Origin of the sequence: Stenotrophomonas sp. SAU14A_NAIMI4_5, assembly GCF_003086795.1 — a bacterium.
In the GTDB taxonomy this organism is placed as follows: Bacteria; Pseudomonadota; Gammaproteobacteria; order Xanthomonadales; family Xanthomonadaceae; genus Stenotrophomonas.
This window is the reverse complement of record NZ_CP026003.1, coordinates 1,709,688-1,728,064: the sequence shown is the minus strand read 5'-3', so window position 1 is coordinate 1,728,064 and position 18,377 is coordinate 1,709,688. Positions and strand designations below refer to the sequence as shown.

17 protein-coding genes are annotated in these 18,377 nt (G+C 67.4%); 7 read left to right on the top strand and 10 right to left on the bottom strand.

What is annotated here, in order from left to right; genetic code table 11:
* Positions 1-53: 53 nt before the first annotated feature.
* Together C1925_RS08230 and C1925_RS08225 are read right to left on the bottom strand one after the other, a co-directional pair.
* On the bottom strand, positions 54-1,718 hold the full coding sequence (locus C1925_RS08230; protein ID WP_079221429.1) for a CTP synthase: 1,665 nt from the start codon (positions 1,716-1,718) through the stop codon (positions 54-56).
* Between the two features lie 398 nt (positions 1,719-2,116).
* Positions 2,117-2,353: a hypothetical protein gene (locus C1925_RS08225; RefSeq protein WP_108768460.1), complete on the bottom strand. Its 237-nt coding sequence runs from the start codon at positions 2,351-2,353 to the stop codon at positions 2,117-2,119.
* Between the two features lie 158 nt (positions 2,354-2,511).
* Between C1925_RS08225 and parE the strand changes: the two genes are divergently transcribed.
* The 3 genes from parE to C1925_RS08210 all read left to right on the top strand — a co-directional run bounded on the left by parE (position 2,512) and on the right by C1925_RS08210 (position 6,730).
* Positions 2,512-4,401, top strand: coding sequence for a DNA topoisomerase IV subunit B (gene parE / locus C1925_RS08220; RefSeq protein WP_108768459.1), 1,890 nt, complete (start codon positions 2,512-2,514; stop codon positions 4,399-4,401).
* Positions 4,402-4,545: 144 nt separating this feature from the next.
* Entirely contained in the window at positions 4,546-5,124 is a 579-nt protein-coding gene (locus C1925_RS08215; RefSeq protein WP_108768458.1) for a GNAT family protein, read from the top strand.
* A gap of 109 nt (positions 5,125-5,233) precedes the next feature.
* Entirely contained in the window at positions 5,234-6,730 is a 1,497-nt protein-coding gene (locus C1925_RS08210; RefSeq protein WP_108768457.1) for a S10 family peptidase, read from the top strand.
* Between the two features lie 410 nt (positions 6,731-7,140).
* On the opposite strand, the gene C1925_RS08205 is transcribed toward C1925_RS08210, so the two are convergent.
* Both C1925_RS08205 and C1925_RS08200 read right to left on the bottom strand, forming a co-directional pair.
* Positions 7,141-8,262: an inorganic phosphate transporter gene (locus C1925_RS08205; protein WP_108768456.1), complete on the bottom strand. Its 1,122-nt coding sequence runs from the start codon at positions 8,260-8,262 to the stop codon at positions 7,141-7,143.
* Positions 8,263-8,275: 13 nt separating this feature from the next.
* Complete coding sequence (locus C1925_RS08200; protein WP_079221423.1) at positions 8,276-8,902, bottom strand: DUF47 family protein; 627 nt, start codon at positions 8,900-8,902, stop codon at positions 8,276-8,278.
* Positions 8,903-9,195: 293 nt separating this feature from the next.
* On the opposite strand from C1925_RS08200, the gene C1925_RS08195 reads away from it, so the two are divergent.
* Together C1925_RS08195 and C1925_RS08190 are read left to right on the top strand one after the other, a co-directional pair.
* Positions 9,196-10,500, top strand: coding sequence for a hemolysin family protein (locus tag C1925_RS08195; RefSeq protein WP_108768455.1), 1,305 nt, complete (start codon positions 9,196-9,198; stop codon positions 10,498-10,500).
* Entirely contained in the window at positions 10,484-11,155 is a 672-nt protein-coding gene (locus C1925_RS08190) for an exopolysaccharide biosynthesis protein (RefSeq protein ID WP_108768454.1), read from the top strand. Before C1925_RS08195 ends, C1925_RS08190 begins: the two co-directional genes overlap by 17 nt.
* A 250-nt stretch (positions 11,156-11,405) precedes the next feature.
* Here C1925_RS08190 and C1925_RS08185 read toward each other — a convergent pair whose 3' ends face one another.
* The 4 genes from C1925_RS08185 to C1925_RS08170 all read right to left on the bottom strand — a co-directional run bounded on the left by C1925_RS08185 (position 11,406) and on the right by C1925_RS08170 (position 14,394).
* Positions 11,406-11,903: a pyridoxamine 5'-phosphate oxidase family protein gene (locus tag C1925_RS08185; RefSeq protein WP_108768453.1), complete on the bottom strand. Its 498-nt coding sequence runs from the start codon at positions 11,901-11,903 to the stop codon at positions 11,406-11,408.
* A gap of 69 nt (positions 11,904-11,972) precedes the next feature.
* Positions 11,973-12,968, bottom strand: a complete 996-nt coding sequence (locus C1925_RS08180; protein WP_108768452.1) for an LLM class flavin-dependent oxidoreductase — start codon at positions 12,966-12,968, stop codon at positions 11,973-11,975.
* Between the two features lie 181 nt (positions 12,969-13,149).
* Positions 13,150-13,917, bottom strand: coding sequence for a sulfurtransferase (locus tag C1925_RS08175; RefSeq protein ID WP_108768451.1), 768 nt, complete (start codon positions 13,915-13,917; stop codon positions 13,150-13,152).
* Between the two features lie 111 nt (positions 13,918-14,028).
* A complete protein-coding gene (locus C1925_RS08170; protein ID WP_108768450.1) occupies positions 14,029-14,394 on the bottom strand; it encodes a DUF6164 family protein in 366 nt (121 codons plus the stop codon).
* Positions 14,395-14,464: 70 nt separating this feature from the next.
* Between C1925_RS08170 and C1925_RS08165 the strand changes: the two genes are divergently transcribed.
* Positions 14,465-14,899 carry an FKBP-type peptidyl-prolyl cis-trans isomerase gene (locus C1925_RS08165; protein ID WP_108768449.1) on the top strand — a complete coding sequence of 145 codons (435 nt, stop codon included), beginning with the start codon at positions 14,465-14,467 and terminating at the stop codon, positions 14,897-14,899.
* A complete protein-coding gene (locus C1925_RS08160; RefSeq protein ID WP_108768448.1) occupies positions 14,886-16,133 on the top strand; it encodes a TIGR03862 family flavoprotein in 1,248 nt (415 codons plus the stop codon). The genes C1925_RS08165 and C1925_RS08160 overlap by 14 nt, the downstream gene beginning before the upstream one ends.
* A 66-nt stretch (positions 16,134-16,199) precedes the next feature.
* Here C1925_RS08160 and C1925_RS08155 read toward each other — a convergent pair whose 3' ends face one another.
* Together C1925_RS08155 and C1925_RS08150 are read right to left on the bottom strand one after the other, a co-directional pair.
* Complete coding sequence (locus tag C1925_RS08155) at positions 16,200-16,661, bottom strand: GNAT family N-acetyltransferase (RefSeq protein ID WP_108768447.1); 462 nt, start codon at positions 16,659-16,661, stop codon at positions 16,200-16,202.
* An 83-nt stretch (positions 16,662-16,744) separates the two neighbouring features.
* Complete coding sequence (locus C1925_RS08150; protein WP_108768446.1) at positions 16,745-18,367, bottom strand: FMN-binding glutamate synthase family protein; 1,623 nt, start codon at positions 18,365-18,367, stop codon at positions 16,745-16,747.
* Positions 18,368-18,377: the final 10 nt, after the last annotated feature.

Genomic DNA, 18,377 nt, shown 5'->3' with positions numbered 1-18,377 from the left:
GGCGTGCTGGGGTTGAAGCATGCAGGATGGGGGCCGAAGCCCCCCTTCACAAGTCAGGCGCGGGCTTCGGCCAGCAGCGCGCCGCCGGCCTTGCGCTCGCGCGCGGCACGGATGAAACCGATGAACAGCGGGTGGCCATCGCGAGGCGTGGACAGGAACTCCGGATGCGCCTGGCAGGCCAGGAACCACGGGTGCGCGTCACGCGGCAGCTCGACCACTTCCACCAGGGTGTCGTCCATCGACTTGCCCGAGATCACCAGGCCGGCATCTTCCAGCTGGGTGCGGTAGCGGTTGTTGAACTCGTAGCGGTGGCGGTGGCGCTCGGAGACCACGTCCTTGCCATACAGCTCACGGGCCAGCGTGCCCGGCTTCAGGCGCTGCTCCTGCAGGCCCAGGCGCATGGTGCCGCCGAGGTCGCTCTTGTCGTCACGCTTCTCGACATCGCCGGTGGCGGTGCGCCATTCGGTGATCAGGCCGATCACCGGGTCCGGCGACTGGCGGTCGTTCTCGGTGCTGTTGGCGTTTTCCAGGCCCAGCACGTGGCGCGCGTAGTCGACCACGGCGGCCTGCATGCCGTAGCAGATGCCGAAGTACGGCACGCTGTTCTGGCGGGCGAACTGCGAGGTCAGCACCTTGCCTTCGAAACCACGGTCACCGAAGCCGCCCGGCACCAGGATGCCATCGACATCAGCCAGCGCGGCCATGTCGGTGCCTTCCAGGTCCTGCGCTTCCAGCCACTTCAGGTTGACCTTGGTGCGCTGGCGCAGGCCGCCGTGCTTGAGGGCTTCACCGACCGACTTGTAGGCGTCCTGGTGGTCGACGTACTTGCCGACCACGGCAATGGTCACTTCATCCAGCGGATGCAGGGTCGCGTCGACCGCGTCCTCCCACATCGACAGGTCGACCGGGCCGACCTTGTCGGCCAGCTTCAGCTGGTTGACCACGATCTCGTCCAGGCCCTGCGCGTGCAGGCCCGACGGAATGCGGTACAGCACGTCGACGTCCGGCACGCTGATGACGGCGCGCTCGGAAACGTTGGTGAACTGGGCGATCTTGCGGCGCTCCGAATCCGGCACGGCCTGCTCGGAACGGCACAGCAGCACGTCCGGCTGGATGCCGATCGAGCGCAGCTCCTTCACCGAGTGCTGGGTCGGCTTGGTCTTCAGCTCACCGGCGGCGCCGATGTACGGCACCAGGGTGAGGTGCATGAACAGCGCCTTTTCCGGGCCGCGCTCGGTGCGCACCTGGCGGATCGCTTCCAGGAACGGCAGCGATTCGATGTCACCCACGGTACCGCCGATCTCGACCAGGGCCACGTCGTAGCCTTCGGTGGCCTCGTCGATGCAGCGGCGGATTTCATCGGTGATGTGCGGGATGACCTGCACGGTGGCGCCCAGGTAGTCGCCGCGGCGCTCCTTGCGGATGACGTTCTCGTAGATGCGGCCGGTGGTGACCGAGTTCTTGCGGCTCAGGCGGGTACGCACGAAGCGCTCGTAGTGGCCCAGGTCGAGATCGGTCTCGGCGCCGTCGTCGGTGACGTAGACCTCACCGTGCTGGAACGGGCTCATGGTGCCCGGGTCGACGTTGATGTACGGGTCGAGCTTCATCATCGTGACCTTCAGGCCACGCGCTTCGAGGATGGCGGCCAGTGACGCAGCGGCAATACCTTTGCCGAGCGAGGACACCACGCCGCCGGTTACGAAAATCAAGGGAGTCATGGCTGCAAGCATCCTGTCTGGAAATGGAAAACGGCAGCGCCACGCCTGCCCGAGGGGCGGGCGTGGAGCAGAAAGGGGGTTTTCCGGTTCGCTGGGGCAGCGAGGGAGGTGCGGGACCGGTCGGCGGCAGGCGCCGGACGGGGACCATCGTGCGAGGTCGGGGCGGCCGTGCCGGTCAATTCGACCGTCACCTGCGACCCGCATTGCTGGAGGCCACGCATGGCCGGTCCAGCCCATTCGCAAATGGTGGACACGCACTACTCCCGGAAAGCCATAGTTTACAGATAGATGGCCGCCAACCCAAGGGGCAGATGGCGTCACCACTAAAAGAAAACGCCCCGCAGTGCGGGGCGTTCAGGGGCCAGAGCCTTGCGGCAGAAGCCTCGGCGGCGGACGCCTTACTTCTTCTTCCGCGCTTCCTCTTCTTCTTCCTGCTGCGGGACCGGCTGGCCTTTGGCCTTCATTTCGGCATTGGCCTGGGCGCGGCGCTTGGCCTTGGCATCCGCCTCGGACTGCGCGGCCTTGTCCGCCTGGTCACCCTGCTGCGGGGCCGACGGGCCTGCGTTCTGCGCCATCACCAGCGGCACTGCAACGGCGGCAGCGGCCAAGATCGCAATGGTCAGCAACTTCTTCATGGAGTCCTCCTCGCGTATGGCTTGGACATGGGGGCGCCGGCGTTCAGATTCCAGCGACTGTCATTTTACCCCCTCCCCGGCGCCGAGGCTGAACCGCAGGCGTGCAAAATTCCCGTCCACGCCGCACACTTGCGCGTCGCTCCGCGCTTTGAAGATAGATGAACGCACGCTATAACGCCGCCGATATTGAAGTCCTGTCCGGCCTTGACCCGGTCAAGCGCCGTCCTGGCATGTACACCGACACCGCGCGCCCGAACCACCTTGCGCAGGAAGTGATCGATAACTCGGTGGACGAGGCCCTCGCCGGCCACGCCCGCTCGATCGAGATCACCCTGTACAAGGACGGCAGCGTGGAGGTCAGCGATGACGGCCGCGGCATGCCGGTGGACATCCATCCGGAAGAAAAGATCCCGGGCGTCGAGCTGATCCTGACCCGCCTGCACGCGGGCGGCAAGTTCAACAACAACAACTACACCTTCTCCGGCGGCCTGCACGGCGTGGGCGTCAGCGTGGTCAACGCGCTGTCCACCCTGGTCGAAATCCACATCAAGCGCGACGGTGCCGAGCATCGCATCACCTTCCGCGATGGCGACCGCGCCTCGCCGCTGGAAGTGGTCGGCACGGTCGGCAAGAAGAACACCGGTACCCGCCTGCGCTTCTGGCCGGACCCGAAGTACTTCGATACGCCCAAGTTCGCCGTGCGTGCGCTCAAGCACCTGCTGCGCGCCAAGGCCGTGCTGTGCCCGGGCCTGACCGTGAAGCTGACCGACGAAGCCACCGGCGAAGTCGACACCTGGTACTACGAAGACGGCCTGCGCGACTATCTGAAGATGGAGCTGGGCGACCGCGAATCGCTGCCGGCCGATCTGTTCGTCGGCAACCTGAAGAAGGATACGGAGATCGTTGACTGGGCCGTGGCCTGGCTGCCCGAAGGCGAGCTGGTGCAGGAAAGCTACGTCAACCTGATTCCCACCGCCCAGCACGGCACCCACGCCAACGGCCTGCGTACCGGCCTGACCGAAGCGCTGCGCGAGTTCTGCGACTTCCGAAACCTGCTGCCGCGCGGCGTCAAGCTGGCCCCGGAAGACGTGTGGGACCGCGTGTCGTTCGTACTGTCGCTGAAGATGACCGACCCGCAGTTCAGCGGCCAGACCAAGGAACGCCTGTCCTCGCGCCAGGCCGCCGGTTTCGTCGAAGGCGCCGCCCACGATGCCTTCAGCCTGCTGTTGAACCAGAACGTGGAGCTGGGCGAGAAGATCGCGCAGATCGCCATCGAGCGCGCCAGTGCGCGGCTGAAGACCGAGAAGCTGGTCGTCCGCAAGAAGGTCACTCAGGGCCCGGCCCTGCCCGGCAAGCTGGCCGACTGCATCAGCCAGGACCTGTCGCGCACCGAACTGTTCCTGGTGGAAGGTGACTCGGCAGGCGGCAGCGCCAAGCAGGCCCGCGACAAGGACTTCCAGGCGATCCTGCCGCTGCGCGGCAAGATCCTCAACACCTGGGAAGTGTCGTCCAACAGCGTGCTGGCCTCGGAAGAAGTGCACAACCTGGCCGTGGCCATCGGCTGCGACCCGGGCAAGGAAGACATCGCCGGCCTGCGTTACGGCAAGATCGTCATCCTCGCCGACGCCGACTCGGATGGCCTGCACATCGCCACCCTGCTGACCGCGCTGTTCCTCAAGCACTTCCCGGCGCTGGTCGATGCCGGCCATGTGTTCGTGGCGATGCCGCCGCTGTTCCGCGTCGACGTGGGCAAGCAGGTGTTCTACGCCCTGGACGAGGAAGAAAAGCGCTCGATCCTGGACAAGATCGAACGCGAGAAGATCAAGGGCGCGGTCAACGTCACCCGCTTCAAGGGCCTGGGCGAAATGAACCCGCCGCAGCTGCGCGAATCGACCATCCACCCCGATACGCGCCGCCTGGTGCAGCTGACGGTGGATGATGGCGAACAGACCCGTTCGCTGATGGACATGCTGCTGGCCAAGAAGCGTGCATCTGATCGCAAGGGCTGGCTGGAGAGCAAGGGCGACCTGGCTTCGCTGGAAGCCTGATCTCCGCGCGGGGTCGGATCCCTTTCCGCAGGAAAGGGCTCTGACCCCGATGTTGGTCGTGCCGGGTTACCGGGGTCAGAGCCGTTTTCCCGCGGAAAACGGATCCGACCCCAGGCTGCCCCCTCATCTGCGTGGACCCTCGTATTGGCCAGCCACTCGCTGCTGTTCCCGGGATTGCCGCTGCACAGCGCGCGCCTGGTCCTGAGCCCGATCCGCCGCGATGATGCGGCCGCCCTGTTCGCCCTGCAGTCCGACCCGGACGTGATGCGCTTCTGGAACCATCCGGCGTGGACGCGGCCGACCGAGGCCCGCGCGCAGATCGACGACGACCTCGCCGCGCACACCACCGGCACCCAGCTCAAGCTGGCGGTGCGCGAATCACTGGACGGCCCGCTGCTGGGCATCTGCGTGGTGTTCGCCCTGGACCGCGACGCAGCCCGCGCCGAGATCGGCTACCTGCTGGCCCCGGGCAAGCAGGGCCAGGGCTACATGCACGAGGCGCTGCAGCAGGTGGTTACCTATCTGTTCGACACCCTGGGCCTGCACCGGGTTGAAGCGGAGATCGACCCGCGCAACCGCCCGTCCGCGCACGTGCTCGACCGCCTCGGCTTCCACCTGGAAGGCGTGCTGCGCCAGCGCTGGCGCATCCAGGGGGAGCTGTCCGATTCGGCGGTGTACGGCCTGCTGGCCGACGACGGCGACCGCAGCGTCCTTCCCGCTTGACCGAATCTGGCTGCAACCGGCGATCCGCCGCGGCCATGCCTTTGGACACATCCGGCACGCGCGGCAGCGGCCTAGCATCAGGACCCTCTTCCGCTACCGTCCTGGTGCCATGAAGTCCCTGCTGCACATCGCCACGCTCTGCGTCGGCCTGCTCGTTGCCCCCGCCTGCGTCGTCACTGCGTCGGCCGCCGAATCCAAGCCCGATGCCAAGGAGGAGAAGACCGAGGCGCCCGCGTTGCCGGCCGATGCCTCCGTCCGCCAGAGCATCCGCCTGGCCGGCCGCACCCTCGACTACACCGCCACCGTCGGCACCCTGCCGGTGCGCGATGACAAGGGCAAGGTGATCGCCGATGTGGTGTTCACCGCCTACACCATGCCCGGCAAGGACCGGCCGGTGACCTTCGCGCTCAACGGCGGCCCGGGCGCATCGTCGGTCTACCTCAACATGGGCGCGATCGGGCCCAAGGTGGTCACCTTCGGTTCCGAAGGCGACAGCGCCTCGGCACCGGCCACCCTGCACGACAACCCGGGCACCTGGCTGGACTTCACCGACCTGGTGTTCATCGACCCGGTCGGCACCGGCTTCAGCCGCGCACGCATCGGCGATGACGAGGCGAAGAAGCAGCTGTACAACCCCAGCGCCGACATCGAGTACCTGTCGCGCTCGATCTACGACTGGCTGCTGCGCAACCAGCGCATGGGCGCGCGCAAGTACCTGACCGGCGAAAGCTACGGCGGCTACCGCGGCCCGCGCATCACCCACTACCTGCAGACGCGCCTGGGCGTGGCGATGAACGGCCTGGTGCTGGTGTCGCCGTACCTGAGCCCGACCCTGGAAGACAACGCCGACGTCTCGCCGATGGCGTGGATGCAGACGCTGCCGTCGATCGCGGCGGCGCACCTGGAGCGCCAGGGCAAGCTGACCGATGCGGCGATGCGCGAAGTGGTCGAATACACCCGTGGCGACTACGCCACCGCGCTGATGAAGGGCCGCAGCGATCCGCAGGCGACCGAGGCGATGCTGCGCCGGGTGACCGAGCTGACCGGGCTTGACCCGCAGTTCGTGCGCCGCGCCGGTGGCCGCCTGGAAACCCAGGCCTACCTGCGCGAGGTGTTCCGCGACAAGGGCACGCTGGGCAGCCGCTACGATTCCAACGTGACCGCGTTCGATCCGTTCCCGAACGATCCGGAACAGCGTGCCAATGATCCGCTGCTGGACAGCATCATCGCGCCGACGACCACGGCGATGGTCGACTTCGTCACCCGCGTGGTCGGCTGGAAGGTCGATGCGCGCTACCAGGCGCTGAACTACGACGTGAACCGGCTGTGGGACCGCGGTGGCGAGCTGCGCCAGGGCGCGGTGACCCAGCTGCGCCAGGCGGTGGCGATCGACCCGCACCTGCAGGTGCTGATCGTGCATGGCTGGAATGACCTGTCGTGCCCGTTCATGGGGTCGATCCTGACGGTGGACCAGATGCCGACGATGGGCAGCAACCCGGACCGGGTGCAGGTGCGCAGCTATCCGGGTGGGCATATGTTCTACAGCCGGGCGGACAGCCAGGCCGCGTTCCGGAATGACGTGAAGGCGCTGTTCCAGCGCAACTGATTGGTAGTGGTGGTGGCCGGGCCTGCGGCCCGGCACCCGCTGGATCAACTGCCGCTGCAACTGCAGAAGCTGGGATTCCTTGGGTTGGCGGGGTGGGTCCGGTTGCGGGGGACGCCGTAAACCCATCCATGGGGGCTTGGTCGCGGCATCCATGCCGCTCACACCCCCGCAACCGGACCCACCCCGCCTTCGACAGTTTCCCGCGGGCTGCTGGAACCAGCTGCTGATGGAATCTGCTGCTGTTGGAACCTGCTGCTGTTGGTGGGTGCCGACCGTTGGTCGGCACGATGGGTACAGAAAAATTGTTTCTCCCATGAAAAAAGCCCGCCGGAATCCGGCGGGCTTTTTCGTTTACCGGGGTCGGATCCCTTTCCCGCAGGAAAAGGGCTCTGACCCCAGGGCCGTTGGCATCAGGTCCAGCCGAACAGCTCGAACAGCTTCAGGATCAGGTACGCACAGCCGCCGGCGGCGGGGATGGTCAGGATCCAGGCCCAGACGATGCGTTCGATCACGCCGAACCTCAGCGAGCGCGGGTTCTTGGCGAAGCCCACGCCCATGATGGCGGTGGAGATGCTGTGGGTGGTCGAGACCGGCATGCCGAAGTGGGCCGCCAGGGTCAGGATCGTGGCCGAGCTGGTCTCCGCGGCGAAGCCGTGGATCGGGTGCAGCTTGACCATCTTGTGGCCCAGGGTCTTGATGATCTTCCAGCCGCCCGAGGCGGTACCGGCAGCCATCACCACCGCGCAGGTCAGCACGATCCACATGGCGATGCCGTCACCGGCGTGCGCGTCCGGGTGCATGAAGGCCAGCCACGACGGCAGGTCATTCAACGCGCCGGTCGCTTCGGCACCGATCAGGGTCATGGCGATGATGCCCATGGTCTTCTGCGCGTCGTTGTGGCCGTGGGCGAAGCCCATATAGGCCGCCGAGGCGATCTGCGCCTTGCCGAAGAAGGCGTTGACGATGCGCGGGCGCGCCAGGCGGCCGATGGCGCCGCCGATCTTGGCCAGACCGGCGATGATCGCCCACAGCAGCACCATCACCACGATGCCGAGCAGGAAGCCGGCGATCGGCGAGGTGATCATCGGCACGAACACCTTCCACAGCAGGCCCTTGTTCTGCGCCCAGCTGCCCAGGCGCTCGGACCAGATCAGCGCGTCCCAGTTGTTGTGGGCCGCGGCCAGGCCGGCGCCACACAGGCCACCGATCAGGGCGTGCGAGGAGGAGGACGGCAGGCCCTTCCACCAGGTGATCAGGTTCCAGATGATGCCGCCCAGCAGCGCGCAGAGGATCACCTGCGGGGTGACATCCACGACGTTGGTGTTGAGCAGGCCCGAGGCGATGGTGAGTGCGACTGCGGTGCCGGTCAGCGCGCCGAGCAGGTTCATGCCCGCCGCCAGCATCACCGCCCAGCCGGGCGAAAGCACTTTGGTCGCCACCACGGTGGCAATGGAATTGGCAGTGTCGTGGAAGCCGTTGATGAACTCGAAGACGAGCGCGGCCAGGATCACCACCAGGACAAGGGTCAACATGCGGCGGCGTCCGTCAGCTGTTCTTCAAGACGATCTGGTACGCCACGACGCCCGCCTCGCGGCAGCGGTCGATGGCCTTTTCCAGGATCTCGAAGAATTCCTTCAGCAGGAACATCTGCAGGTTGTCGAGGCGGCCCGAGTAGATGTCGCGGTACAGCTCGAGCATCAGGCGGTCGGCCTCGTTCTCCAGCGAGCGCAGCTTCTCGTTCAGCGCGGTCATGCGGTCCAGGTTCATGTGGCGTAGGTCGGCCACCATCTCCACCACCACGCCGGCGGCCTGTTCCAGCATCGCCGCGCGCGGCGCGAAGTCGATGTGTTCCAGGTGGGTCGTGGCCAGCGAATAGCGATCGGCGAACTTCTCGATCTGCTTCGGAATCTTGTACAGGGCCGAACCCAGCGCCTCGATGTCCTCGCGCTCGATCGGGGTCATGAAGCTGTCCACCAGCGCCTGGCTGATCTTGTCCGAGGCCGCCCGCTCGCGCAGGCGGGCCAGCTTGAAGGCGTCCAGCGCCGGCTGGCGGTCGGCCTCGCGCAGCATCGAATGCAGTGCCTTGGCGGCGTCGTTGGCCGCGACGGCGGCCTCATCAAGCAGGGTGTAGAACTGTTTGCCGGAACCGAAAATGGTCTGCAGAGAGAACATTGAGAAACCTGTCAGCCGTCGCGGGAAGGACGGCACCAGGACGAATTATGACGGCTAGATGACCATTCCGGGTATCCCCGCCCCCCAAGAGGGGGTGGAAACCCCCAACCTGAACAGGTAGTTGCCACCCTGCCGTGGGCCTTTGCTAAGATGCCAGCGCGCCCCCCGGGCGCACCTTATGGACGACGACCCTTACCCCCCTGCGCCGCGCCGGACCCCGTTCCTGAGCGCCTGCCGCCACTGCAAGCACCCGCCCTCCCTGCCACCAACCGGGGACGACGCCCGTGTTTGAAATGATCCTGATTGTTTTCGCGCTTGTTCTTCTGAACGGCTTCTTTGCCATGTCCGAGATGTCGGTCATGACCTCGCGCAAGAGCCGCCTGAAGCAGATGGCGGCCACCTCCAAGCGCGCAGCCAAGGCGCTGGAGCTCTCCGAGAAGCCTGAAAGCTTCCTGTCCACCGTCCAGATCGGCATTACCGTCATCGGCGTCCTGACCGGCTATCTGGGCGGTGAGGCACTGGGCGAAGCCTTCGGCGGCTGGATCGAGGGGCTGATGCCCGGCTTTGCCTATGCCGGCAAGATCGGCACGGTGCTGGCCGTCAGCCTGATCACCTTCATCACCCTGATCTTCGGCGAGCTGGTGCCCAAGCGCCTGGCCCTGACCCGGTCCGAGGCCATCGCCGGCCTGGTGGCCATGCCGATGAGCTGGCTGGCCAAGCTGGCCCTGCCCTTCGTCTGGCTGCTGTCCAAGACCACCCAGCTGATGCTGAAGGTGATGGGCCTGGGCCAGGACGAGGCTGCCCAGGTGACCGAAGAAGAGATCCGCATGCTGGTGGCCGAGAGCCACGAGGCCGGCGTGATCGACACCCACGAGCGCGACATGATGAACCGTGTAATGCGCCTGGGCGACCGCACCGCCGACAGCCTGATGACCCCGCGCAACCGCATCGCCTGGCTCGACACCCAGGCCGGGCTGGAGCGCAACCTCGAAATCATGGCCGAGCACGAGTTCTCGCGGTACCCGGTGCTGCGCGACAACGACATGGACGTGGTCGGCATCCTGGAACTGAAGTCGCTGGCCACGCGCATGGCACGCGGCGACAACGCGCTGTTCCAGACCCTGCGCGAGCCGCTGTACGTTTCCGAATCGACCCACGCGATGAAGCTGCTGGAGATCTTCCGCGAGGAACAGCAGTCGATGGCGCTGGTGGTGGACGAGTACGGCGAGATCCAGGGCCTGGTGACCATCAGCGACCTGATGGGCGCGGTGGTCGGCCGCCTGCAGGCGGTGGAAAACGCCGACGAAGACGCGCTGGTGGTGACCCGCGAGGACGGCTCGCTGCTGGTGGATGGTTCGCTGCAGATCGAGGACCTTCGCGAACTGATCGGCAGCAACGAGCTGCCCGATGCCGAGGACGGCGACTACTACACGCTGGCCGGCATGTGCATCCACTACTTCGGCCGCATCCCGCATGCAGGCGAATACTTCGATTGGGCCGGCTGGCGCTTCGAGGTGGTCGACCTGGACGGCGCACGCGTGGACAAGCTGCTGCTGCGCACCCTGTCCGACGAGCAGGCCGATGAGCTCACCGCCTGAGTCAAACCAGGCGCCGCACGACGGATCGGGCGAGGAGCGCCCGGTCTACCGCAACGAGGGCATCCGTACCCTGCTGGCGATGTTCGCTTCGGGCGACCCGGCCGAGCACATGCCGCTCGGGCAGATCCTGAAGGACCTGCAGCAGAGCGCTTTCGGCGTATTCCTGTTCGTCGCCATCCTGCCCTCCTTCATCCCGATCCCGGGCATGGGCGGCGCGGTCAGCGGGCCGCTGGTGGTGTTGATCGGGCTGCAGATGCTGTTCTGCCGGCGCAAGCCGTGGCTGCCGGGTTTCATTGCCCGCCGCGGGCCAAAGCGCGGCACCATGCACAGCTTCCTGGATCGCATCGACCGCCCGCTGCGGCGGTTGGACCGGATGCTGTCGCCGCGCATGCCGCAGCTGCTGATCCCGCTGCCGGCGCATGCGTTCACCGGCCTGCTGCTGGTGCTGCTGGGCGTGCTGCTGTCGCTGCCGATCCCGTTCACCAACTTCCTGTTCGGCTTCCAGCTGCTGTTGTTCGCACTGGCGCTGCTGGAGCGCGATGGCGCGTTGATGCTGTTCAACTGGGTTGCCGGGCTGGTGGCGATCGCCTTCTTCGGTTTCAGTTCCGGGCAGCTGGTGGGGTATACGGTGGAGCTTTTCCAGCGCTGGTTTTGAGTACCGGCATCCATTTCAACGCGCTGGTAGAGTCGGCCGCTGGCCGGCTGCCACGGTGCCGGCCAGCGGCCGGCACTACCCTCTGCGGATGACATGATCATCCACGCATGGCGTGGATCTACTGGATCGCGCGCACGACATGGACCCATGCGGAAATCGCTCGGGCGGCGTGGACCAATGCGTAAGCAGTAGATCCACGCCATGCGTGGATGAAGCAGCGGTAGCGCCGGGCCATGCCCGGCGGAATTGCTCACCGCAGGTCAATGAACCCGTTGTCGCCCAGCTGCGCCGGCTCGTCCTGCACCGCCGACAGCACGAAGCTCAGCGCCTTGCCCAGCAGCGTGCCGGGGCCATCCCAGTACTCCGCCGAATCGGCGCGCACGTGGATCAGCCGCAGGTTCGGATCATCCTTGCCACCCGGGAAGAACAGCTTCATCGGCGGCGACCACAGCTCCTCGATCTTCTCCCGGTCATCGACGATGCGCGCACGTCCGGCCACCGACACGTACGTGTTCTTCGATGGCGAGGCATAGGCCACGTTGACCCGCGGGTTGAGCGCGATCTCCGCCACCTTCGGGCTGTCTGCAGCGGTGGCGAACCAGAGGTCGCCATCGAAGGCGACCTGCTGGGTGCCCAACGGGCGGCTGTACAGGCGGCCGTCGACGCCGACGGTGGTGAACATGGCCACCTCCACGTCCTTGATCAGTTCGGCCAGCTGGGCAATGTGTTCGGCGCGGGAATCGGCCATGGTGGGGGCTCCGGTTGCAGGAGCCCCCATCAGACCCGGCGCGGCTGCAATGCGCCGTGATGCCGATGTTCAGCCCGCGTGGCGGGCGTGCCAGGCCTGCATGGCCAGCTCGAACGAGCGCAGGCGCGCGCGGTGGTCGTACAGGTTGGCGGTCAGCATCAGTTCGTCGGGCTTGTGGCGGTCGACGAAGGCGGCAATGCCCTCGGCCACCTGCTGCGGATCCCCCAGCACGGTGCAGGCCAGCGCGCGCTCCACGCCCAGCTTCTCGTGCGGTTCCCAGAAGGTCTCGATGTCGTCGATCGGCGCCGGAATGCGGCCCGGGCGGCCGCGACGCAGGTTGACGAAGCTCTGCTGCTGGCTGGTGAACAACCGGCGCGATTCGGCTTCGCTGTCACTGGCGACGACATTCAGCGCGAGCATCGCGTGCGGCTGCTTGAGCGTGGCCGAGGGGCGGAATTCGCGGCGATAGACCGCCAGCGCTTCATCCATCGAATCGGGTGCGAAATGCGAGGCGAACGCATACGGCAGGCCCATCGAGGCGGCCATGCGCGCGCCGAACAGGCTGGAACCGAGGATCCAGGTCGGCACCCGCAGGCCACCACCGGGAACGGCCTGCACGGCCTGGCCAGGCTGCACCGGTTCGAAGTAGTGCAGCAGCTCGCGCACGTCCTGCGGGAACTGGTCGGCGCTGTCGAAGTAGCGGCGCAGCGCGCGCGCGGTGGGCTGGTCGGTGCCGGGCGCGCGGCCCAGGCCGAGGTCGATGCGGTCGGGGTACAGCGACGCCAGCGTGCCGAACTGCTCGGCCACCTGCAGCGGCGCGTGGTTGGGCAACATGATGCCGCCGGAGCCGACGCGGATGCGCTGGGTGCCGCCGGCCACGTGGCCGATCAGCACGGCGGTGGCCGCGCTGGCGATGCCGGGCATGTTGTGGTGTTCGGCCAGCCAGTAGCGGCGGTAGCCCAGCGCATCGGCGTGCTGGGCCAGTTCCAGCATGTTGGCGAAGGCGGCAGTGGTATCGCTGCCCTCGCAGACCGGGGCCAGGTCGAGGATCGACAACGGGATCATCAGGCGTATTTCCGTCACAAGATGTCCCCTGCATGGGGTCGGGACGGGGCCACGGCCAGTGACGGTGGCAGGATGCTGATTCCTGCGGGGCGGGTTCAGGGCCTGCTGGGTAGTGCCGGCCGCTGGCCGGCAGACAGAGATCTCTGGCAGCCGGCCAGCGGCCGGCTCTACCAACGCGCGGTCAGAACGCGCTGGGGCGCGGCTCCGCCAGCGGTTCGTCGACCATTGGCTGCAGCGCCGCATCCAGCGCCACGCGCTCATCGAACACGAAACAGCGGCCTTCGTAGCCCTCGCCGCCCACTTCCTCGAAGTAACCGAGGATGCCGCCGTCGAGCTGCAGCACGTTGTCCATGCCGTCGTTGACCATCCATAGCGCCGCCTTCTCGCAGCGGATGCCACCGGTGCAGAAGCTGACCACGGTGCTGTCCTTCAGCGCCTCGCGGTGCGGCGCCAGGGCCTCGGGCAGGTCGGTGAACTTGTGGATGGGCAGCACCAGCGCGTCCTTGAACGTGCCGTACTCCACTTCCTGCAGGTTGCGCGTGTCGAGCATCACCACCGGCTTGCCGGCATCGTCGTGGCCCTGGCGCAGCCAGCGCTGCACGGTGGCCGGGTCCACGGCCGGCGCGCGCGGGTACTCCAGCGGCTGGCCGTCATCGCGGCGGAAGCTGATGATCTCGCCCTTGACCTTGGCCTTCAGGCGCGCGAACGGCTGGTGCTCGCTGAAGCTGGTCTTGACCCGCATGTCGGCAAAACGCGCATCGGCATGCAGGGCGGCGTAGAAACCCTCGATCGCCGCCGGTGCACCGGCCAGGAACAGGTTCAGGCCCTCGCCCGCCACCAGGATCGTTCCACGCAGCTCCGCGGCCTCGGCACGCGCCAGCAGCTGGTCGCACAGGACCTGGGGGGCGTCGATGACGGCGAAGTGGTAGGCGGCGGTATTGGCGATCATCCCGCCATTTTAGCGCCTCGCGCCCGCACAGGCAGATTCAGGGGTCAGAGCCCTCCGCGCAGCGGAGGGATCCGACCCCTTGCCGGCCAGCGGCCGGCACTACCGCGGGGCTCAGCCCCGCAACAGCACGAACGGCAGCAGCACCAGCGCCGCCGCCACCACCATCCCCAGCAGCACCAGCACCACGAACACCGGCCGCCGCCGCAGCAGGCTGCCGAACGTCTCGGCCGTGCCCTCGCGCAGCGCCTGCTCGCGCTCGGCACGCACGCGCACCCCGCGCGCCGCCTGGTACTCGGCCATCAGCGCCTTCGCCCGCGGCTGGTCGGCATCCTCGCTCAGCCACAGGCCGCCGTTGGAAATGCCCCACGGGCTGGGTTCGGTGCGGTACCAGGCGATGCCATGCTGGTCCAGCAGCGTGCAGACATCGGCGTATTCGTCGTCACCGACATTGCGGAGATTGAGCAGGAGTTTGGCCATGCGACCATGATACCCGGCACCGATGCGCTACCCTTGCCGCCCCCGACACCACCCATCCCGGAGACGCCCGATGCGCCGCCTGCTGCTACCCCTGCTGCTGTCCCTTGTCGCCGCCGGCTGTGCCCGCGAACCGGCCGGCCCGCCCCCGGGTGGCACCCTGACCACCTTCGAGCGCATCGACACCCAGGTCGGCACCGGCGCCGAAGCCGTCCCCGGCCAGAAGGTCTCCGTGCACTACACCGGCTGGATCTACGACCAGCGCACCGAAAGCAAGCACGGCAAGACCTTCGACAGCTCGGTCGGCCGCGGCGAACCCTTCACCTTCACGCTCGGCGCCGGCCAGGTCATCCGTGGCTGGGATGAGGGCGTGGCCGGCATGAAGGTGGGCGGCAAGCGCACCCTGATGATCCCGCCGGCCTATGGCTATGGCGACCGCGGCATCGGCCCGATCCCGGCCGGTTCCTCGCTGGTGTTCGATGTCGAGCTGCTCGATGTCAAACCGTAATGCCGCTGCACCGCGCCGGGTCGCCGTCATCGGCGGCGGACCGGCCGGCCTGTTCGCCGCCGAGCGCCTGCGCGCGGCCGGTCTGGACGTGGACCTGTACGAGGCCAAGGGCTCGCCCGGCCGCAAGTTCCTGATCGCCGGCAAGGGTGGGCTCAACCTGACCCATTCCGACCCGCGCCCGCTGTTCGACAGCCGCTACCGCGAACAGGCCGATGCCGTCGGCCAGTGGCTGGATGGCTTCGACGCCCAGGCGCTGCGCGAATGGGCCGCCGGCTTCGGCGTGGAGACCTATGTGGGCAGCTCCGGCCGCGTGTTCCCGGTCGACCGCAAGGCGGCGCCGCTGCTGCGTGGCTGGGTGCGCCGCCTGAAGGAACAGGGCGTGCGCCTGCATGCCAACCATCGCTGGACCGGCTGGAACGAGGACGGTGCGCTGTGCTTCAGCACCGAAGACGGCCTGGTTGAGGTGCAGGCTGATGCCACCTTGCTGGCCCTCGGCGGCGGCAGCTGGCCGCAGCTGGGCAGTGATGGCGCCTGGGTCGCGCCGCTGCAGGCGCGCGGCGTGGACGTCGCTCCGCTGCAATCAGCCAACTGCGGCTTCGACGTGGACTGGACCCCGTTCTTCGCACAGCGCAACGCCGGCGCACCGCTGAAGCCGGTGGTCGCGCACTGGATCGACCTGCAGGGCCAGCCGCACTCGCTGCAGGGCGAATGCGTGGCCAGCGAGTACGGCATCGAAGGCAGCCTGGTCTACGCGCTGGCCGCCGATCTGCGCGAGACCCTCAACCGCGATGGCCACGCCACCCTGTGGCTGGACCTGGTGCCGGGCCGCGATGAAGCGCGCCTGCTCGCCGACCTGTCGCGCCCGCGCAAGGGCCGCAGCTTTGGCGAACACCTGCGCCGCCAGGCCGGACTGGATGCGGTGAAGACCGCGCTGGTGTTCGAGATCCTGGGCAAGGACGCCGGCAACGACCTGAGCGCCGTGGTCGCGACGCTCAAGCGCCTGCCGCTGCGCCTGCTGCGCCCGCGGCCGATGGCCGAAGTGATCAGCACCGCCGGTGGCGTGCGCCTGCAGGCGCTGGATGACGGCCTGATGGTGCGCGCCCTGCCCGGCGTGTTCTGCGCCGGCGAGATGCTGGACTGGGAAGCGCCGACCGGCGGCTACCTGCTGACCGCGTGCTATGCGAGCGGGCTGCGGGCGGCCGAGGGTGTCATCGCGTGGCTGGCGGGACGCTGACCCGGGCTTTGTAGGGCCGAGCCCATGCTCGGCTGCAATCAACAGCAGCCGAGCGTGGGCTCGGCTCTACACGTTGCGGTGCATGCGCACCGAGGCCAGGGCCACGCCACTGGGGTGCGGGTAGGCCTCCTCCGCTCCTGCGATGAAACCCTGCCGCTGGTAGAACGGCACGGCATTGAGCGAGGCCGACAACACCACCTCACGCGCCGGATCGGCCAGTGCCAGCAGGCGCTGCATCAGGGCCTGGCCGATGCCCTGCCCGCCCTTGTCAGGATCGACGAACAGCGCATCGACCTCGTTGCCGGCGGCATCGAACACACCAAAGCCCAGCAGGGCGCCCTGCCCGTCCTCGGCCACCACGCAACCGCCCTGCGCCAAGAGGCGTTCGTACTGTGCCGGTGGCGGCGAGGCCGACCACGGCGCGATCACCTCGGGCGGGTAATGGCTGCTGCAGGTTTCGCGTACGCAGCGCGTGCGCAGGGCCCACAACGTGGCCACGTCATCGGTCGTGCCGGTCCTGAACTGCATGATGCCTCCCCGTAGAGTCGAGCTTGCTCGACTGCTCTTGTAGATCGAAAAGCAGTCGAGCGTGGCTCGACTCTACACCAGGGTTACCGCGATTTGCTCGCGCGCAACGCCTGGATGCGCGGCGGCGGCTGGAACGAATCGCTGCGCGCTTCTGCCCAGAACGAATGGAACACCGCATGGTCCGGCACCTTGTGCAGCAGCTCGCCCGGCTCCAGGTAGCGGTACAGCGAGGCCAGCGAACGGATCTCGACCGGCGAAACACGACGCAGGATGTGCTCGGGCCCCAGCTCGGCCGGGTCGTTCAGACCGGCCGCGCACAGCAGTTCCTTCAGCGCATGCAGGGTGTGCTCGTGGTAACTGTGCACGCGCGTGGCCTTGTCCGGTGCGTCCAGATGCTTCCAGCGCGCCGGGTTCTGGGTGGCGATGCCGGTCGGGCACTTGTCGGTATGGCAGCTCAGCGACTGGATGCAGCCGAGCGCGAACATGAAACCGCGGCCGGCGTTGCACCAGTCCGCGCCGAGCGCGATGGTGCGGGCGATCTCGAAGGCGCTGGTGATCTTGCCGGCTGCACCGATGCGGATGCGCTCGCGCAGGTCCAGGCCGACCAGGGTGTTGTGCACCAGCAGCAGCGCCTCGTGCATCGGCACGCCCACATGGTCGACGAACTCGGCCGGCGCCGCGCCGGTACCACCTTCGGCGCCATCGACCACGATGAAATCGGGCAGCAGGCCGGTTTCCTGCATGGCCTTGGCAATGCCGAACCATTCCCACGGGTGGCCGATGGCCAGCTTGAAGCCGACCGGCTTGCCACCGGACAGCTCACGCAGGCGGGCGACGAACTGCAGCAGTTCCACCGGCGTGGAGAACGCGGAATGGCGCGAGGGCGACACGCAGTCCACGCCCATCGGCACGCCGCGGGTGGCCGAGATCTCGGCAGTCACCTTCGGCGCCGGCAGCACGCCACCGTGGCCCGGCTTGGCACCCTGTGACAGCTTGATCTCGATCATCTTGACCTGATCGTGGGTGGCGTTGGCGATGAAGCGCTCCTCGCTGAAACCGCCCTTCTCGTCGCGGCAGCCAAAGTAGCCCGAGCCGATTTCCCAGACCAGGTCGCCGCCCATCTCGCGGTGATACGGCGAAATCGAGCCCTCGCCAGTGTCGTGGTAGAAACCGCCGCGACGCGCGCCGTCATTCAATGCGCGGATCGCGTTGGCCGACAGCGAGCCGAAGCTCATCGCCGAGATGTTGAACACGCTGGCCGAATAGGGCTTGGCGCAGGTGGGGCCGATCAGCACGCGGAAATCATGCGCGGCGATGGTGGTCGGTGCCAGCGAATGGTTGATCCACTCGTAGTCCACCGCGTAGGTGCTGCGCAGGGTACCGAAGGGCACCGTGTCCATCTCGTTCTTGGCGCGCTGGTAGATCAGCGCACGCTGCTGGCGCGAGAACGGCACGTCCTCCAGGTCGCTCTGCACGAAGTACTGGCGGATTTCCGGGCCGATGGACTCCAGCCCGTAGCGGAAGTGCGCCATCACCGGATAGTTGCGGCGCAGGGTGCTGCGTTTCTGCAGCAGGTCCCAGGTGCCCAGTGCCACCATCGCAGCGGTCAGGCCGACGCCCCAGTACCAGGCCGGCCAGATCGTGGCCAACCACAGGCACAGGGGAAACAGCAGGATGGCGAGCAGGTAGACGATATACCGGTGCATGGCGTTCCTC

Excerpts from the sequence above, each read along its gene's own strand:
- C1925_RS08230 (WP_079221429.1), bottom strand. The coding sequence starts at position 1,718 with ATGACTCCCTTGATTTTCGTAACCGGCGGCGTGGTGTCCTCGCTCGGC.
- C1925_RS08225 (WP_108768460.1), bottom strand. The coding sequence starts at position 2,353 with ATGAAGAAGTTGCTGACCATTGCGATCTTGGCCGCTGCCGCCGTTGCA.
- parE (WP_108768459.1), top strand. The coding sequence starts at position 2,512 with ATGAACGCACGCTATAACGCCGCCGATATTGAAGTCCTGTCCGGCCTT.
- C1925_RS08210 (WP_108768457.1), top strand. The coding sequence starts at position 5,234 with ATGAAGTCCCTGCTGCACATCGCCACGCTCTGCGTCGGCCTGCTCGTT.
- C1925_RS08205 (WP_108768456.1), bottom strand. The coding sequence starts at position 8,262 with ATGTTGACCCTTGTCCTGGTGGTGATCCTGGCCGCGCTCGTCTTCGAG.
- C1925_RS08200 (WP_079221423.1), bottom strand. The coding sequence starts at position 8,902 with ATGTTCTCTCTGCAGACCATTTTCGGTTCCGGCAAACAGTTCTACACC.
- C1925_RS08195 (WP_108768455.1), top strand. The coding sequence starts at position 9,196 with ATGATCCTGATTGTTTTCGCGCTTGTTCTTCTGAACGGCTTCTTTGCC.
- C1925_RS08190 (WP_108768454.1), top strand. The coding sequence starts at position 10,484 with ATGAGCTCACCGCCTGAGTCAAACCAGGCGCCGCACGACGGATCGGGC.
- C1925_RS08185 (WP_108768453.1), bottom strand. The coding sequence starts at position 11,903 with ATGGCCGATTCCCGCGCCGAACACATTGCCCAGCTGGCCGAACTGATC.
- C1925_RS08180 (WP_108768452.1), bottom strand. The coding sequence starts at position 12,968 with ATGATCCCGTTGTCGATCCTCGACCTGGCCCCGGTCTGCGAGGGCAGC.
- C1925_RS08175 (WP_108768451.1), bottom strand. The coding sequence starts at position 13,917 with ATGATCGCCAATACCGCCGCCTACCACTTCGCCGTCATCGACGCCCCC.
- C1925_RS08170 (WP_108768450.1), bottom strand. The coding sequence starts at position 14,394 with ATGGCCAAACTCCTGCTCAATCTCCGCAATGTCGGTGACGACGAATAC.
- C1925_RS08165 (WP_108768449.1), top strand. The coding sequence starts at position 14,465 with ATGCGCCGCCTGCTGCTACCCCTGCTGCTGTCCCTTGTCGCCGCCGGC.
- C1925_RS08160 (WP_108768448.1), top strand. The coding sequence starts at position 14,886 with ATGTCAAACCGTAATGCCGCTGCACCGCGCCGGGTCGCCGTCATCGGC.
- C1925_RS08155 (WP_108768447.1), bottom strand. The coding sequence starts at position 16,661 with ATGCAGTTCAGGACCGGCACGACCGATGACGTGGCCACGTTGTGGGCC.
- C1925_RS08150 (WP_108768446.1), bottom strand. The coding sequence starts at position 18,367 with ATGCACCGGTATATCGTCTACCTGCTCGCCATCCTGCTGTTTCCCCTG.